This window comes from Rhodococcus sp. JVH1 (genome assembly GCF_000280725.2).
Lineage (GTDB): Bacteria > Actinomycetota > Actinomycetes > Mycobacteriales > Mycobacteriaceae > Rhodococcus_F > Rhodococcus_F jostii_A.
Genome location: NZ_CP166290.1, coordinates 90,840 through 106,354, shown reverse-complemented (window position 1 = coordinate 106,354; position 15,515 = coordinate 90,840). Strand labels below are relative to the sequence as shown.

The window sequence follows — 15,515 nt, the reverse complement described above, 5'->3', positions numbered from 1 at the left end:
CCTCGATCGGCACAAACTGGGCCGCGATTAGCCGGTCAATCCAACGACAACCCCTATTCAGAGTCACTGTTCAAGACCCTCAAGTACGGCCCGGCATTCCCGGAGCGGTTCGGGTCCATCCACGACGCACGAGAGTTCATGGACTCGTTCGTCCATTGGTACAACCACGAACATCGCCATACCGGCATAGGCCTGCACACCCCCGCCGACCTGCACTTCGGACTGGCCGCGCACAAGGCCGACGAACGCTCTGCGGTGCTCGCTGCGGCCCGGCTCGCGCATCCCGAGCGGTTCGGCACGACCGGTACCCCGAAGATCCTCGACCTGCCGACCGACGCCTGGATCAACCAGCCCGTCGCCGAGTCCGAGGAGGCCGAACCCGACGCGGATCAGCTCGCCGCGTAACACCTGTTGGACTCAAACACCTTGACAAGTTCCGTAGCGCCGAAGGATGTCCAGCTGTTGGAATCTGTCATCCAACCCGTCCTGGCGTCGCCCGTCACAGGAGAGGCCAAATGTTCACAACGGCCCACCCACCCGGCTCGTACACCAGTCTCGCGGCCGCAACCACTGCCTCGGGGGAAGGAGTTCGCCAAGGTGTCGGGACACTCGTAGCTACAGAACGCTGAAAACCCACGTCACCGGCGCGAGCTATAAGGTGGTTCTCGGAAACATCTGGGTCGCAGATTCGCGTCGACGCTGTAGATCGTGATCAGCATTGTTGCGGCTCGATAGGAGGCGCCATGGTCGTGCACGATGTGGCCTCGTGTCGCCCCGGTGACCGATTCGAGTTCTGGCGTGAAGTGATCTGTCGAGAGTTCACCCCGCTGACACCGACTCCATCCGACCACGCGGTAGCTGACTTCGCCGGGAAAGTCGAAGTCAGACCGTTGGGGGCGACCAATCGCGCTGTGCTCGGATCGCAACCCCAACACGTCGCGCACGGGGCACGTGAGGTCGCCGAGGTGAGTGATGGCGTCTACTTTGTGAACGTCCAGTTGGCTGGCCGCTGCCACGTCCGCACAGACGCCGGCTCCGGCGATGTATCGCCAGGTCAACTGACTATCGTCGACACGAAACGGCCTTATTGGTTCGACTACGACGCGCCGTGGCGGCTGATGTCGTATCAGGTGCCCCATATAGCACTCGCTCGGCTCGACACAACCTCGGACTCGATAGGCCGTCCTATAGATACCGGATCGGGGGTCGGGCTTGTGCTGGCTTCGCTGATGCGAGCCCTGTGGGAAGTCGACGTGGTCGGTTCGTCCCGTCACACGTCTGAACATCACCTCGAGCGTTCGTTCTTCTCGGCGGTCGAAGCCACGCTGTGTTGTCCATGGAGCGAACCGTCCCTTCCGCCGAACTCGATCAGGACGGCAGCAATCGACTACGTGCGCGGACATCTCGGTGATCCGTCCCTGTCGGTGCCCTTGGTCGCTAATGCACTCGCGATCTCCCCCCGAGCTCTCCACTACGCATTTTCCAGTGGAGAGTCGTTCGCGTCGTCAGTGCGTACCGAGCGGCTCGAGGCCGTGGCCAGGGCCTTGCGCGACCCCCGGAACCGGGACAGCGTCTCCCATATCGCGGCCAGATATGGGTTTCTCGACGCAAGTTCGTTCAGTAGGGCCTTTCGTTGCCAGTACTCGATGTCGCCGAGGGACTACCGATTCCGATTCCTAGCACCGATCTGAATTCCCGGCTGTTGCGCGATCTGCACAGAATCTTGCGCGGGGTGGAAAGACGAGATTGCGCTAGTTCCGCAATGCTCTTTGTGTGCAGGAACGAACGGAAGCTCGTCACAACGACGCCGCTGGACCTTCCGTTCCTGCATGGCAGTCGATGCCCCAGCCGGATCCTTCGGCTTGATTGACTGCTGCCATTCACTCACACCCGTGGGAACGGAACAGGTATGCCGATCAGCTTCGAACTCAGCGCGGAACAGTTGAAACTCAAAGAGGTAGCTCGACAATTCGCCGACGACCATCTCTACGCTCTCGCCGAATCCGTCCGGATCACATCGGACCCAATCGAGCGCGCGCTCTTGGCTCGGCCGGTGTTCGAGAAGGCGGTTGCCGCGGGCTTCCTCAAGGGACTGATCCCGGAGCCGGTCGGTGGAGAGGCGACCAGCGGCGTCGACGCTGCCATCTTCGTCGAGGAATTCGCGGCTGCCAGCCCCGATTTCACCATCAGTCTGGCCGGACCGCTCATTGCTCTGGCCCCGGTCTACGAAGCCGGAACACCGGAACAGATTCAGCGGTTCGTTGCCCCGTTCCTCGTCGACAGCGGAAGCCCCGTCGCTGCGATGGCCTACAGCGAGCCCGGGGGGAGCGCAAACTTCGATGCGCCGCCGCCGGCAGAGGGGACGCGCACCACCGCCGTTCGCGACGGCGACGAGTGGGTCATCAACGGCGAAAAGATCTGGGCGTCGCACCTCGGCGGGTGGGATGGCCTCGGGCCCGACATCATGTCGGTGGTCTGCCGCACCGCCGGTGGATTGTCGATCATCGTCGTCGAACGCGCACAGTTCGTAAGCGGGTTTTCGGTGGAAGAGGTTTACGATCTTCCGGGTCTGAAGGGGTGTCTCACCTCCCGGGTCAGGTTCGACAATCTTCGAGTGCCGATTGCGAATCTGATCGGTGAGGAAGGTCAGGGCGCCACCCTGACGCGCAATGCATTTCTTGCCAGTGGCGCGTCGATCGGAGCTTTTTCGGTGGCAGCGATGCGGCAAGCGTTCCGCGCCGCGTACACGTTCGCCTCGAAAGAGAAGCGTGGGGGCCCCGTCCCGATCATCGACCATCAAGCTGTCGCCGATGTGCTCACCGACGCCAAAGGCAAGATCGAGGCCACGCGGCTGTTGACGTGGAGAGCGCTCGACGCGGTCGTTTCACAACATCCCTCGGCACTGGAAATGGCATTGCACGCAAAGATTTTCGGGTCAGAAACCGCGGTGGACGTGATCACCAGCCTGATCAAGATCGTCGGCGTAGAGGCATATAATCCGGCTTTCCCGATCATGAGCTACCTCGCCGACGCGGTTGCCTACCCGATCCTCGAGGGAAGCAACACGGGAGTCCGCAGACGTCAGATGCATGATCTCATGCGCACGCCTGGCTGGAACCCGCTCGACGCCTCGGGTTTGCGCTGACCGACCCAGCCTCCGCTCTGTTTGCCTACGGATGGATGTCCGTCCAATATCAGAAAATCCGGTTCGTTCATCACTGGCGGTGGCTCTGGTATCGGTTTCGAAGTCGTCGCGAAGCTCGCGACCGAGAGCGGCAACGATGTAGTTATTCTGGGTAGGTCTGAGAAGCTATTCAGGTCGGACCGGCTCGGAGCTTGAAAAATGGTCGAGCGTGGATGTCACCGACGGCAACGCGGCCACCAAAAGGTCGCAAGGAGTGGCAAATTCGACCATCTCGTCACCGCTGCCGCGGGTATCATCGTGTAACCGTTCGCGGAGCTTTGCACGTGCCTGTGAGCGCATGTGGATCGGTGGCAGTTCGTCGAACGTCGCTGAATTCCGGTCTCGGGTGACTTCCCCAGCGCCGATAGATATGTGAGTACCCATGGACTATCGCCGAGTACGCCAGAGGCGTCGCGCCGCTTGGATCGACGCCGACAGCAAACGCAAACGCAAACGCAAACACCCTGACCCCGAGGCGGAGTGGCTCATCGAGTTCGCCAGCCTGTGGGCACCATACGGGGGCGCTACCGAGGGGGAAATCCTTGTGCACTTCGGAATGACGACACGCCGGTTCATCGAGCGATTGTGGCGGGTCATCCCTGAATCGAATTGCACCAGAGACGAGATACGCAGTTTAACGATCGCCTACCCGCACCACCGGTGAGCCAGCGGTTCATCCCCCCACTCCGTAGGCCTCTCAACGCTCGGCTTTCTGGTGCCCGGGGTCAGAATCGATGAACCCAGTAATGAAGTCGTGGAGGAAGTTAGCGCCGCATCTCGTTCCAGGTGGTCGGCCGGTTGGATTCGGGTTCGGGTTCGTAAGCCAATTCGATTCGTTCGCGTGTCCGGGCACCGATCCATATCGCGCGCGTGTGCCCCGGGTGGGCCCGGTGGCAGGCGTTCTGCGCGCTGCTCGGCGGCGATCACGGATCATTGGTGATCCTGAGCTTCCCATGACGCCGGAGCCCGACGAGAAGGTCGGGTCACCCTGGCGGTCGAACAGTGCAGCGATGGAATTCTCGACCGAGGCAGTGCATCGGTCCGCCTATATGATCTCTGGACGACTCGCGGGGTGAGGGTGTGAACGTGGAAAGTGTGCTGTGGAGCTCTGATCGGCTGCAACAGCGACGGCGAGGCGAAACGTCACTGTCCTGTGACTGCTGAATGCGGTGGGATCACGGTCAGAGGGTCGATGCACGAGAGTAGGTGGTCGTTCTCTCTCCTGCTGCCTACCGAGATTCTGATTTCTCGGGGTCCGACAAGTCGGACAAGTGCGCCGTGCTGCGCCAGGAGTCGTACCTTCTCCGGTGCACCGTGTTGGTGGGGGAGGAACAGGAAGTTCGCCTGACTGGGGATTACCTCGATCCCGGTGCCTGTCAGAGTGTCGTAGACACGTTTCCTCTCGGATACCGTTGCTGTGATGCGAGATTCAAGCGCAGCTGTCACCGCGGGTTCGAGACACGCGAGGGCTGCAGCCTGAGCCACCGCGGAGACGGAGAAGGGGATTCGTACGGCGCGTAGCAAGGAGCCGACATCGGGGGACGACAGGGCATAGCCAATCCGCAGTCCTGCCAATCCTGCGGACTTCGACAGCGACTTGAGCACGACGACGTTCGGGAAACGTCCGAGGAGTCTGGGGCCACTCGCAGCGTTGGGATCGGTGACGAACTCGCCATAGCACTCGTCGAGGACGATCAGCAGGTCTCCGGGTACCGCCTCCACGAACGCCTCGAGCGCGGTGTGGTCGACGGTCGTGCCGGTCGGGTTGTTGGGCAGGCACAGAAACACCACCCGAGTGCGGTCGTTGATTGCGGCGAGGATGAGCGCGAGGTCGAGGCGGTGGTCGGGCGTGAGCGCGACTCGAATGGGTGTTGCTCCCGCGAGCAGCGCGGCGTGCTCGTAGCTCGCAAAGGAGGGCCATCCGTAGACGATTTCCGTTCCGGGGCCGGCGCAAGCGGTGACGATGCTACGCAGGAGGCTGCTGGACCCGCTGTCGACGCTCACCTGATCGGGAGACAGGCGCCATCGAGAGGCGAGGGCCTCGGTCAGTTCCCTGCTCTCGAAGTCCGGGTACCGATTGGCCTGCATGATGCTCGCGCTGATCGCCGCTGCCACCCTGTCGACGGGGGGAAAGGGTGACTCGTTCGACGCGAGCCTCGCTGCTCGTCTCAGAGAGGATCCGGAGCCGCCGGGTACGTAGCTGTCGATCTCGAGGATGCCCGGGCGATGTCGGATCATGCGAGATCGGCCTCGGTGGCGCGTTGGACCCAGGTCGCGAACTTCTCGGAGCCCGCGCGGTCGGCGGCGTAGCGTCGAACGATCCGCTCGACGTAGTCGGGCACCTCGGTGGTTGGAAGCTTGTGGCGGCGCAATTTGCGCTCGAAGCTCTTGTCCATCCCGAGGCCGCCGCCGAGATGAACCCGGTCGCCCTGGGCCCATTTCCCCTCCGCGCGTGGGGACTTCGCCCGGGCAGGGCGGGTCTTCGGTGTTGTCATCGGTGCTCCTCCGAAACTGTGTGCCGAACTGTAGCGTAGGCGAATAGATCGTGCAATAAGTATATGTGCACGCCCCGGTTGACACGCCCCGGTTGTCTACGAAGTGAAGGATGAGTCATGAGTAGAAGTAAGTTTCTGGGTGCGCAATGACCTGGTCGGTGACTGGGGCGGTTCCCCGGCACCTTGTGCGCAGGATCGTTCCGTTCGTTCCCGTCTTTGCCGCGTCCTTCCTGTTCCCGGGACGGCTTGGGCTGCGCCTCCATGGTCCTGCTCGGTGTGTTTCAGCTCTTCCGCGTCGCCACGGTTGATGGCGCCACGGTCAATGGCTACGACGTGGTGATCTCGACCCACTACTACTACCCCCGACCAGCGCTGATGCTCCAGCGGTCCGGTCGAGGAGGTGATGCACCTACTTGCTGAGGACGTCGTCCTGCGGTCCGTGATGATGACGACGGTCTCGTGTGGGCTGATCTCAATCACGGATCTCCGGTGTTGTTGCTATGGTCCGCTGTTCGAGGGACCGTGAAGCTTCTTGTATGCGGCCTTTCGGCGTTATGGCGGGACGCCTTCTTCGGGTTCTCCAGATCGGGCGGCAGTCCGTGCGTCTCGAGGCGTCGAGATCGGTTCTGCGCCGTATACGACCCGCATAGAACACGGCGATTCACCCGCCCGAGCGCGCCGAGCGTGGAAAGCTTCGAGGGTTCCGCCGCTGACTGGCTTGGGCAGTTCCGCGAATGCCCTGAGCGGCAACGCTCGTGCGGAGGCGGTAGCGCGTGCTCATCGCAAGAAGCGTGGTCTATGCGCGCGGATGTCGGCGGCGGCGAACTGGAGTCTCTAAGGACTCCGGTCGGGTGCGAGGGGAAGTGTGACGCCTGTCGACGACACGCGCATCGGACTTACGCAGATTCGTGCACCGCCAGTTTGGAGGGCGTGACGGGGTGCAACAACTTCAAGGTGGCGGTCAGGTTCTTCTCCAGGTGCTCATAGATCTGTTCGCGGATCACCTCAGGATCTCGGCTGGCGGCGGCGACCACTAGACGATTGTGAATGCGTTCGCGTTGTTCCATCGTGACGTGGGCACCCTCGAATGGCTCGAAGAGGATCCGAATGTAGCGCTCAGCCGCGTCCCACAGTGGTTCGAGTACCCGAAGGTCCCAGTCGCTGGCTGCCGGATGGATCAATGCAGTGTGGAACTGGCGGTGCAACTCCCAGTGCGTGTCCTCGGATTCGGCACTGAACGCCTCGCGAAGTAATTCACTGAGTTCATCGAGGTCGCTGTCGGACCGCTGAGCGACGGACAAGGCTGCGAGTTCGGGTTCGAGAGATAACCGGATACGGAAGATGTTCCGTAGGTCGTCCGGATCGAGCGGAGCAACGATCGCGCTACGAGAGGGGCTCAGTGCGACCAGCCCCTGTGCCTCGAGGGTGCGGAGCGCCTCTCGCACCGGCACATGGCTGACGCCGAGTCGTTCCGTCAGCGCGGGCACCGTGAATGGTTGTCCCGGCGACAGTTCGCCGCTCAAGATTGCGCGCCGGATCTCGTGTAATACGAGGTCGACCGTCGAAGTCTTGCGACCGACGACCGACCGGACCTTCGACTTTATCTCTGGCATCGGCCTCCTCCTTTCGCTAATACCTTATATCTTAGCTCCGCAGCGCGGATGCGGCGTAGCTCGCCGGTCCCGGGTAGCGACCCTATTGACAACTTATAAGATAGTTCTTAGCCTGTTATAAGTGCTGGAGGTCACAAACGACCCCAGCCGTGCTGCACCCCACGTTGTGTTCCTGCGTGGAGGCCATCCCGCTACTCCGCGCCGGCCCCAAGGGCTGTCGGGGGAGCGGCGATTACCTCACGAATAGGAGCGATAGCGGGTCGGGTCCGGCCGCGATGCGCCTTGTCGGGGTCGCGCCGCCCCGTTCAGAAAAGGAGCCCCCATGACGCCTGAAGCCGCACCCGACGACTGCCCGGGTACCGATATTGATCCCTTCTCCGACGCGTTCCTGGCTGACCCCTTCCCATTCCTCGAGGAGCTCCGGAGCCTCGGTGACGTCTTCTTTCTCCGCAAGTACCAGGTGTGGGGGGTGGCTCGTCATAGCCAGGTCACGGCGGTGCTGCAGAATCCCGGTGTCTTTTCGAATGCCGCCGGGGTGGGCTACTCGAATCTGAAGAAGGAGGAGCCCTGGCGGGCACCGAGCATCATTCTCGAGGTCGACCCACCCGTGCACACCACAACACGCGGAATCCTCACCCGCGTTCTCTCGCCCCGCGCCCTACGTGAACTGCAGGTCAGGTTCGCGCAGGAAGCCGAGATCCTCGCGGACCGACTGGTCACCGCTGGCACCTTCGACGCAGTCACCGATCTTGCGCAAGCCTTCATTCTCAAGGTGTTCCCCGATTCTCTGGGCCTACCACCCGCTGATCGCGAGAATCTGCTGACCTACGGTGGTATCACCTTTAACTCGCTCGGCCCGCGCAATCCACGTTTCGACGAGGCGATGAGGCGGGCGGAGGAGATCAAGACGTGGGTCTCCGACAACTGTGCGCGACAGGCACTGACTCCCGGCGGTTTCGGCGACAAGATCTTCGAGTCCGCGGATGCCGGCCTGGTGACCGAAGACGAGGCCGCGCTGTTGGTTCGCTCTCTTCTGACGGCGGGAGTGGATACGACAGTCAGCGCGATCGGGTTCGCCATTCGACGATTCGCTGAGCACCCGGATCAGTGGGAACTGCTGCGCAAGAACCCTTCTCTTATTCGTTCCGCATTCGATGAGGTCGTGCGCATCGACTCACCGGTCATCGGATTCTTCCGTACCACGACCTCCGAGACGACGTTGGGCACGACCACGATTCCGTCAGAGCGGAAGGTGATGGTGTTTTTCTCCGGTGCCAATCGTGATCCGGATCGATGGGAGGCGCCGGACCGCTTCGACATCACCCGCCGCACCCCGGGACACACCGGTTTCGGTGCCGGAATTCACGGCTGCGCAGGACAGATGGTCTCCCGCCTGGAAACTGAGGCGCTGCTGACTGCCTTCGCGCAGCGAGTCGAGCGCTGGGAACTGTCCGGCCCGCCTACCGCGGCCCTGAACAACACACTCCGTGCACTCGCGAGCCTGCCGGTCCGGGTGCATCAGGACGCTGCGCATCGTGCAGTGCCGTCGCCGATGTGACCACCACGCTGCTATCGAAACGATTCCCCGAAGGACAGCAATGCCGAAAGTAACGTTCCGCCACAGTAACGGCACCGAAGATGTCATCGATGCCACCCCCGGCACCAGTCTGATGCAGAATGCGATGCTCAGTGACGTGCCCGGGATCGTCGCCGAGTGCGGCGGGTCGATGATGTGCGCTACCTGCCACGTCTTCGTGAAGGAAGACTGGTTGGAGCAGGTCGGCGAACCTGGCGACTTGGAGCAGGAGATGCTCGAATCCACCACGGAACCGCGCCAGCCGAGCAGTCGCCTGTCATGCCAGATCACAGTCGCCGAGGACATGGACGGCTTGATCGTCGAGACACCCCGGACTCAGATATGACTACCTCGCGAGTGGTGGTGGCCGGCGCGGGGACAGCCGGCCACAATGTCGCCACCACGCTTCGGGAGTCCGGATTCACCGGCCCGATTTCCCTGATCGGTGATGAGCCATATCTGCCGTATCACAGACCGCCGTTGTCGAAGGATTTTCTCCTCGGGACTGTCACAGCGGAAGCGCTCGGTCTGCGCTCCCCAACGTTCTACACCGATCACGCGGTGGCCACCCACCTGGGCGCCGCCGTGATGCAGATCAACCGGGACGACCGCTGCGTCGTGCTCGACGACGACCGATCCATCGACTACGACCATTTGATTCTGGCGCTGGGTGCATCACCCCGACCTCTGGACATTCCGGGACGGCAGTTGAACGGAGTGCTGGAGTTGCGTACTCGCTCCGATGCCGAGCGGCTACGGGGTCATCTAACCGAGGGCGCCCGCGTTGTGATCGTCGGCGGTGGATTCATCGGATTAGAGGTGGCGGCCGCCGCGCGTAAGAGCGGCGCCGAGGTGACAGTGGTCGAAACCAATCCCACGTTGATGACGCGTGCCCTCTCATCGCGCGCAGCCGCCCATCTCGCCGCACTGCACACCACACACGGCGTCCGAATCTGCTGCTCCACCTCGGTGACAGCTCTTGAGGGCAGCGCGGGGCGCGTGGTTGCTGTCACCACGGCCCAGGGTGAACACTTGGCCGCCGACGTCGTCGTCCTCGGTATCGGGGTCGTGCCGAATGTCGGGCCGGCCTCGGCCGCCGGACTTCGCGTATCGAACGGCATTGTGGTCGACGAATACCTGGCGACCTCTGACCCGGCGATCTTCGCGGTCGGGGACTGCGCGAACTTTCCCGGTCCGGCGGACACCCGCATCCGACTGGAATCGATACAGAACGCGGTCGACCAAGCACGCTATGTGACCCGACGGATGCAAGGACATCGCGAACCTTACGACGCTGTCCCGTACTTCTGGAGTGACCAATATGGGACCAAGATCCAAATCGCTGGCTACGCCAAGACATCCGACGAGACGGTAATCCGCGGCACGAGTGAGAAGTTCTCCATCTTCCGTTTCTATCGGGGAAGCCTCGTCGCCGTCGAGTCGATCGATGATCCTCTCACTCATCTGCTGGTCCGCCGGATCTTCGGTGTGGGTGGGTCCGTGACTCCTGATCAGGCGGCCGATGTGTCCGTCGATCTCCGTTCCGTAGCACGCACGGTGGCTGTTCGCTGAGTACGTTCCCAACCGCCGTTCCCCTCACGCTTTCACCCGCAACCGCGCACTACACACGCCACCACGACCTCATCCGAAGGAGTCGGAGCATGACCGCAACCACAGACATTACGGAAGTCGCCCAAGTCGTCCTCAAGGAAAGGCAGGCACGCGACCGCGGCTGGTGGAACGTGATGCGCGAATGCATCCACCCCGACGCGCAGATCCGCCTCAGCTGGTTCCAGGGCAACGGAGCACAGTTCGTGGCCGAGTCCGAAGAGATGAGCCGTCGCGGCCAACAAGCGACTCATCGACTGTCGCCGCCGGCGGTATGGGTACACGGAGACCGAGCCGTCGTTGCAATCTCGGCGGTCATCGAGTTCCGGGACGAAATCGGCGGGGTCGAGGCCGACCTTGCCTCCTACACCCGGCTCGTTTACCGTCTCGAAAAACACTCCGGAACATGGCAGGTCGTCTCCCTCGACTGCATCTACGAACGCGACAGCCTCGTGCCCACGGTGCCCGGTGACACTCCGCAGATCGATAAGGCCGCGCTCGCCGACCTTCGGGCGCCCTACCGCTTTCTCGGCTACTACCTGCGCCACAGCGGCTACTCCATCACCGACGACCTGTACGGCGACGACCGTCCAGATGAGGTTGAGGAGCTCTACGTATCGGCCTTCGCCTGGGCTCGTGAGACGAAACAGCTCACAGAAGCCTAGCCGCCTGGGACCGCAGATGAACGCAATGGCAGTTCCCGACCGACCCGCGCCCGTTTCCGCAACGTATGGGACTATGTTTCGGGTAGCCGGTGCCGAATGTCCTTTGACAAGAACGTCATCGGACGGATCAACGCCACCCGGCGCGTCCACCTGTGAGGGTTGTGCTCGTCGCCGCGATCCACTGGGCCCAACGCCACGGCACGCCCAGACGCAAATTCGATCCCCGCCGGCTAGGTCGTTTCCGGCACTAGTTCGTACCGCTCTACTGCACTGAAAAGCGCGGCGATGACCACCCCAACCCGCCCCGACACCATTCTCGACCTGGCGGTTCTGTGGGCCCGACTCGTAGGCGACCCACGTCCAAGGCCATGAACTTGCTCAGGTATCGGCATCGCGGAACACCGATCCCCGGTCTGCAGTGTCGCGCACGAATGCTGGCGCAGGCATTTCGGAGACAGAACAACACCAGACACTTTCGAACGGGTCTACGTCACGATCGGACTCCCTCACCCGCGACCGAGCAGCACTGGCGGTGCATCGACAACTACGAGATGACCTGACCCTCACACGTCGCAAAAGACCCTTGGAACCCTCATGATTTCCAACCCCAACCCCAGCCCGCAACCGCCCAACGCACTTGAGGAGCCACTCGAGGATTGCATCCTGAGATACCGCCGAGAGCGGCGACGGCGGATCCTGGCAGGCCGTGCTCGAATCCGTTCGTGTCTCGCAATCGACGACGCGCACGAGCTGGTCCTGTTCGCCATGAATTGGGCGCCGTTCGGGGGACCTCGTGACGAAGAGATATTCCCGCGATTCGGAGTGCGCAGGAAACGTTTCGTCGAAATGCTTTGGCAAGCAATAAAAGACAGCAGCATCTCCGATACCATCAACGAGAAGCTAACCAATGTCTATCCCGACCCGCATAGTTGCGCTACTCGGGCGGCAAGCATGTGCAGCGTGTGCGCTCACCGGCATGCCCGTACGTTCGAGCGGGCAAGCAGGCCGGAGTGCGCTGCGAGTGCTCACGCGGCGCTTCCGCCCGTGAATCGACAGCACATTCTGGGTCAACCCTGGTCCATGGATCGTTCTGCTACCCGCACGCGCCGTACTCTCCGCCATCGATGGCGAGACCCGCCAGTGGTCGGGATCGTAGACGGCCCTACGGCGCCGCCGCGTCCGCTGAGTTCTCTTCGATCAGGTGGACGAGTAACGCGTCTCTGGTGTGCTGGATATGTTTGGTCAACTCGGCCACCGCTGCATCCAGATCGTGGGCGAGGACCGCATCGAGTACTGCCCGATGCTCGCCGGGGATGTCTCTATGTTCGTGGCCGAGTGGTACCGACCATCGTCGGTAGAGTTCCGCAGCGTCCCACAAAGACTTTGCGATCGCCAACAGCCGTGGATTGGGGCAAGCGGAGAGCAATGTGAAGTGGAACTCGGCGTGGGCGTCTGCCCACTCTTCCGAAACTCGGTCGGGGTCATCGATAGCCATCTGAGGAGTGTGTTCGAGTCGGTGATGGGCAGCGACCACCTGGGATTCCCACAGGACGCCTCCTTCCTTGACGGACGAGCGCAGTACCAGCGTCTCGATTGAGCACCGCGCCTCGGTCAGGTGTTCCAGATCCTGAGTGGAAAGTGACTTGACCCGAAAGCCCAGCTGGGGCTCGGTTTCGACCAGGCCCTCGGCGGCCAGTTTGGACAGTGCCTCTCGCACGACGCCCATGCTGGCGTTGTAGCTTGCGTTGAGTTCGAGGTACGGCAGTTTGGATCCCGGCCGTCGTCGCCCGGCGAGGATGTCTTTCCTGAGTGCGTTGTAGACACGTTCGCTGCGAGTGGATGTGCTCTTCGCCATGTCTTCAGTAGAGCACCTTCGACATCAACGCACAATTTCGAAATTACCTTGACATCACGAACTTTGGCGGAGCAGACTGTGACTCGCGTCCCACACGCTCGGAGACGCGATGTCCCTAACTCAAGGGAGAAATTCCGGTGATTCACGACATCGAATTCAAAGAGGTCATGGGAGCGGTCTGCTCGCCGGTCACCGTGATCACCACGTTGACACCCGACGGCCGGCCGCACGGCACAACTGTCAGTTCCTTTGCGTCCCTTTCCATGGAGCCCCCGATGGTCAGCTTCGCATTGGATCGTGGCTCCGAACTCCTTCGGCATCTCCATGAATCCGGACGGGCGGGTATCAACCTGCTCTCGCATGGACAGGAGAGTTTGGCCGTCACCTTCGCCCGGCGCGGCGCGGACAAGTTCGAAGATGTTCGGTGGCGGGTCGAGTCCGGCGTCCCCCGGCTCCATGGTGACGGCGGATGGATCGCGGTCACCGTCGACAACTTCGTCGCTGGCGGCGATCACGAAATGATCTTGGCGAGGGTCGACGAAGCAGAGTCGAGTAGCTCGTTCCCCTTGGTATACGCGCGACGCACTTTCGGAACCCATTCCCGATTCGAACAAGCAATGGACGCCCCCAGCGCGTCCTGACCGCACCGCATATCAGCACAGCTCACCGACTATCCACCCGCACCAATTCGATCCATGAATACTCAGATCCAGGAGAAACGATGACTAACATTCTCGACCGCCCCAGTGCCACGGATGCGCAGCGTCAACTCCGTGCCGAGCTGGTCGAACGTGCAGCGAAGATCGTTCCGCTGTTGGCGGCGAACGCTCAGAAGACCGAGGACGATCGTCGTGTCGTCGAGGAGAACATCAACGCCATCGAAGATGCGGGACTGTTCACGATCATGCAGCCGAAGCGATTCGGTGGTCTGGAAACCGACTTCAGAACAAAGCTGGAAGTCAGTCGTGAGCTCGCTCGCGGATGCGGATCGACCGCATGGGCCACCACACTGCTCAATGTGTGCGCATGGTTCACCGGCCTGTGGGGAGAGCAGGCACAGAACGACGTCTGGGAGGCCAATCCCCGCAATCGCATCGCCGGTGTGTTCGCCCCCACGGGAACCGCGGAGCCCGTCGAGGGAGGCTTCCGCGTCACCGGCAAATGGGGATGGGCGAGCGGATCCCTGCACGCGCAGTGGGTCCTGGTCGGAGTACCGGTCACCGATGCGGCCGGAGAAGTGGTCGATCAAGGCATGGTCCTCATCCCCGCATCCGACATTGCTATCGAGGACACCTGGTTCGTGGTGGGAATGCGAGGCACCGGCTCGAACACCATCGTCGCGGACCACGTCTTCGTACCCGCTCACCGATACCTTTCGGTCACCAAGATGCTGCAGGGAGAAGTGGCGACACCATTCAAAAATGAGGAGCTCTACCGGATCCCGTTCGTCCCCGGTGCCGCCATCATTCTCGCCGGCCCTCAACTCGGCCTCGCTCAGGCGGCCCTGGATCTGGTCATCGAGAAGGCCCCCCGGCGTGGAATCGCCTACACCTACTACGACAATCAGACTCAGTCACCCGAGGTGCAGTTGGCAGTGGCCAAGGCCGCATCGCTGATCGACACAGCGCATCTGCTGGCGTACCGAGCTGCTGCGGATATCGACGAAGCCGGCCACGCCGGAGTCTTCCCCGACTACACCGCCAGGGCCAGAGTTCGCATGGATACCGGCCAGGCAATCATCAACGCCCGCGAGGCCATTCGCATACTCGTCTCGGCCCACGGCGCATCCAGCTTCGCTGAGTCGAGCCCGATGCAGCGTATCTGGCGTGACAGCGAAGTCGCGAGTCGTCACGCAGTCGCCAACCCCGAGATCAGCGCAGAGATCTACGGAAAGGCACTGCTCGGGATCACCGGTGATGTCAGCCCGCTGGTCTGACACCCGCACACAGGCCGGCCCTGACGTTGAGGGAACAAGCAGCTCCAGGGCCGGACGGGCACGAAAAGGCTGGTTCAACGTTCACACACTGGCCGCCGACATACCCCGAACCACCCCGCATACGGAATCCGCTCGACAAGGAAGTGAAAGCATGACTGCACCCACAATGCCCTGGAAAGATCTCGTCGACTATTCCGAGACTCACGACTTGCTGGCCAAGCGCCTGTACGTCGTGTTCTCTGATCCGACAAGCGGCCTCGGCCCCGTACTGGAGAATCTCGATCCCCACGTACAACACCAGACGCGGCTCGAAATGGACGGAGTCATGTTCGCTGCCGGCCCATTCTCGAGCGAGGACGAGCAGCAATGGGATGGCAGCGGGATGTTCATCTACCGTGCTGATTCATTGGAGCAGGCACGCAAATTCGCCGACTCCGATCCGATGCATATCAGCGGAGCGCGGACATACACCATCAAAACCTGGCTGCTCAATGAAGGCACGTTCTCCGTCCAACTGTTCTACTCCGGCAGCAAACCCAAGATCAGCTGAGACTGCACCAACGCGACACTGTGTTCGCGACCG

The 15,515-nt window shown here is 62.1% G+C and carries 13 protein-coding genes and 2 pseudogenes; 11 read left to right on the top strand and 4 right to left on the bottom strand.

Annotation, left to right across the window (positions count from 1 at the left end; translation table 11 throughout):
- Window positions 1–39: 39 nt before the first annotated feature.
- The 3 genes and pseudogenes from JVH1_RS38075 to JVH1_RS38065 all read left to right on the top strand — a co-directional run.
- Window positions 40–405: pseudogene (locus JVH1_RS38075) on the top strand (integrase core domain-containing protein); the annotation flags it as partial.
- A 338-nt stretch (window positions 406–743) separates the two neighbouring features.
- Window positions 744–1,691 (top strand): helix-turn-helix domain-containing protein, encoded by a 948-nt coding sequence (locus tag JVH1_RS38070; RefSeq protein ID WP_009478428.1) that lies wholly within the window; start codon window positions 744–746, stop codon window positions 1,689–1,691.
- Window positions 1,692–1,909: 218 nt separating this feature from the next.
- Window positions 1,910–3,145: an acyl-CoA dehydrogenase family protein gene (locus JVH1_RS38065; RefSeq protein WP_009478427.1), complete on the top strand. Its 1,236-nt coding sequence runs from the start codon at window positions 1,910–1,912 to the stop codon at window positions 3,143–3,145.
- Window positions 3,146–4,327: 1,182 nt separating this feature from the next.
- On the opposite strand, the gene hisC is transcribed toward JVH1_RS38065, so the two are convergent.
- Together hisC and JVH1_RS38055 are read right to left on the bottom strand one after the other, a co-directional pair.
- Window positions 4,328–5,422 (bottom strand): histidinol-phosphate transaminase, encoded by a 1,095-nt coding sequence (gene hisC / locus JVH1_RS38060; protein WP_009478423.1) that lies wholly within the window; start codon window positions 5,420–5,422, stop codon window positions 4,328–4,330.
- Window positions 5,419–5,679, bottom strand: a complete 261-nt coding sequence (locus tag JVH1_RS38055) for a sulfite reductase (protein WP_009478422.1) — start codon at window positions 5,677–5,679, stop codon at window positions 5,419–5,421. The genes hisC and JVH1_RS38055 overlap by 4 nt, the downstream gene beginning before the upstream one ends.
- A 139-nt stretch (window positions 5,680–5,818) precedes the next feature.
- Here JVH1_RS38055 and JVH1_RS38050 point away from each other — a divergent pair.
- Window positions 5,819–5,958, top strand: a pseudogene (locus JVH1_RS38050) (DUF5313 family protein); the annotation flags it as partial.
- A gap of 617 nt (window positions 5,959–6,575) precedes the next feature.
- On the opposite strand, the gene JVH1_RS38045 reads toward JVH1_RS38050, so the two are convergent.
- Window positions 6,576–7,292 carry a GntR family transcriptional regulator gene (locus tag JVH1_RS38045; protein WP_009478419.1) on the bottom strand — a complete coding sequence of 239 codons (717 nt, stop codon included), beginning with the start codon at window positions 7,290–7,292 and terminating at the stop codon, window positions 6,576–6,578.
- 322 nt (window positions 7,293–7,614) lie between these two features.
- On the opposite strand from JVH1_RS38045, the gene JVH1_RS38040 reads away from it, so the two are divergent.
- The 4 genes from JVH1_RS38040 (at window position 7,615) to JVH1_RS38025 (ending at window position 11,141) form a co-directional block, all read left to right on the top strand.
- Window positions 7,615–8,850, top strand: a complete 1,236-nt coding sequence (locus JVH1_RS38040) for a cytochrome P450 (protein WP_009478418.1) — start codon at window positions 7,615–7,617, stop codon at window positions 8,848–8,850.
- A gap of 40 nt (window positions 8,851–8,890) precedes the next feature.
- The gene (locus JVH1_RS38035) at window positions 8,891–9,214 is read left to right on the top strand and encodes a 2Fe-2S iron-sulfur cluster-binding protein (RefSeq protein ID WP_009478417.1); all 324 of its coding nucleotides are present in this window, start codon (window positions 8,891–8,893) and stop codon (window positions 9,212–9,214) included.
- Window positions 9,148–10,440, top strand: coding sequence for an NAD(P)/FAD-dependent oxidoreductase (locus JVH1_RS38030; RefSeq protein ID WP_371113188.1), 1,293 nt, complete (start codon window positions 9,148–9,150; stop codon window positions 10,438–10,440). The genes JVH1_RS38035 and JVH1_RS38030 overlap by 67 nt, the downstream gene beginning before the upstream one ends.
- A gap of 89 nt (window positions 10,441–10,529) precedes the next feature.
- Window positions 10,530–11,141 (top strand): nuclear transport factor 2 family protein, encoded by a 612-nt coding sequence (locus JVH1_RS38025; protein ID WP_009478415.1) that lies wholly within the window; start codon window positions 10,530–10,532, stop codon window positions 11,139–11,141.
- Window positions 11,142–12,303: 1,162 nt separating this feature from the next.
- Here the strand turns inward: JVH1_RS38025 and JVH1_RS38020 are convergent.
- Window positions 12,304–12,996 (bottom strand): GntR family transcriptional regulator, encoded by a 693-nt coding sequence (locus JVH1_RS38020; protein ID WP_009478413.1) that lies wholly within the window; start codon window positions 12,994–12,996, stop codon window positions 12,304–12,306.
- A 137-nt stretch (window positions 12,997–13,133) separates the two neighbouring features.
- Between JVH1_RS38020 and JVH1_RS38015 the strand changes: the two genes are divergently transcribed.
- The 3 genes from JVH1_RS38015 (at window position 13,134) to JVH1_RS38005 (ending at window position 15,482) form a co-directional block, all read left to right on the top strand.
- Window positions 13,134–13,637 carry a flavin reductase gene (locus JVH1_RS38015; protein ID WP_043781282.1) on the top strand — a complete coding sequence of 168 codons (504 nt, stop codon included), beginning with the start codon at window positions 13,134–13,136 and terminating at the stop codon, window positions 13,635–13,637.
- 80 nt (window positions 13,638–13,717) lie between these two features.
- Window positions 13,718–14,932, top strand: a complete 1,215-nt coding sequence (locus JVH1_RS38010; protein ID WP_009478410.1) for an acyl-CoA dehydrogenase family protein — start codon at window positions 13,718–13,720, stop codon at window positions 14,930–14,932.
- A gap of 151 nt (window positions 14,933–15,083) precedes the next feature.
- Entirely contained in the window at window positions 15,084–15,482 is a 399-nt protein-coding gene (locus JVH1_RS38005; protein ID WP_009478409.1) for a YciI family protein, read from the top strand.
- Window positions 15,483–15,515: the final 33 nt, after the last annotated feature.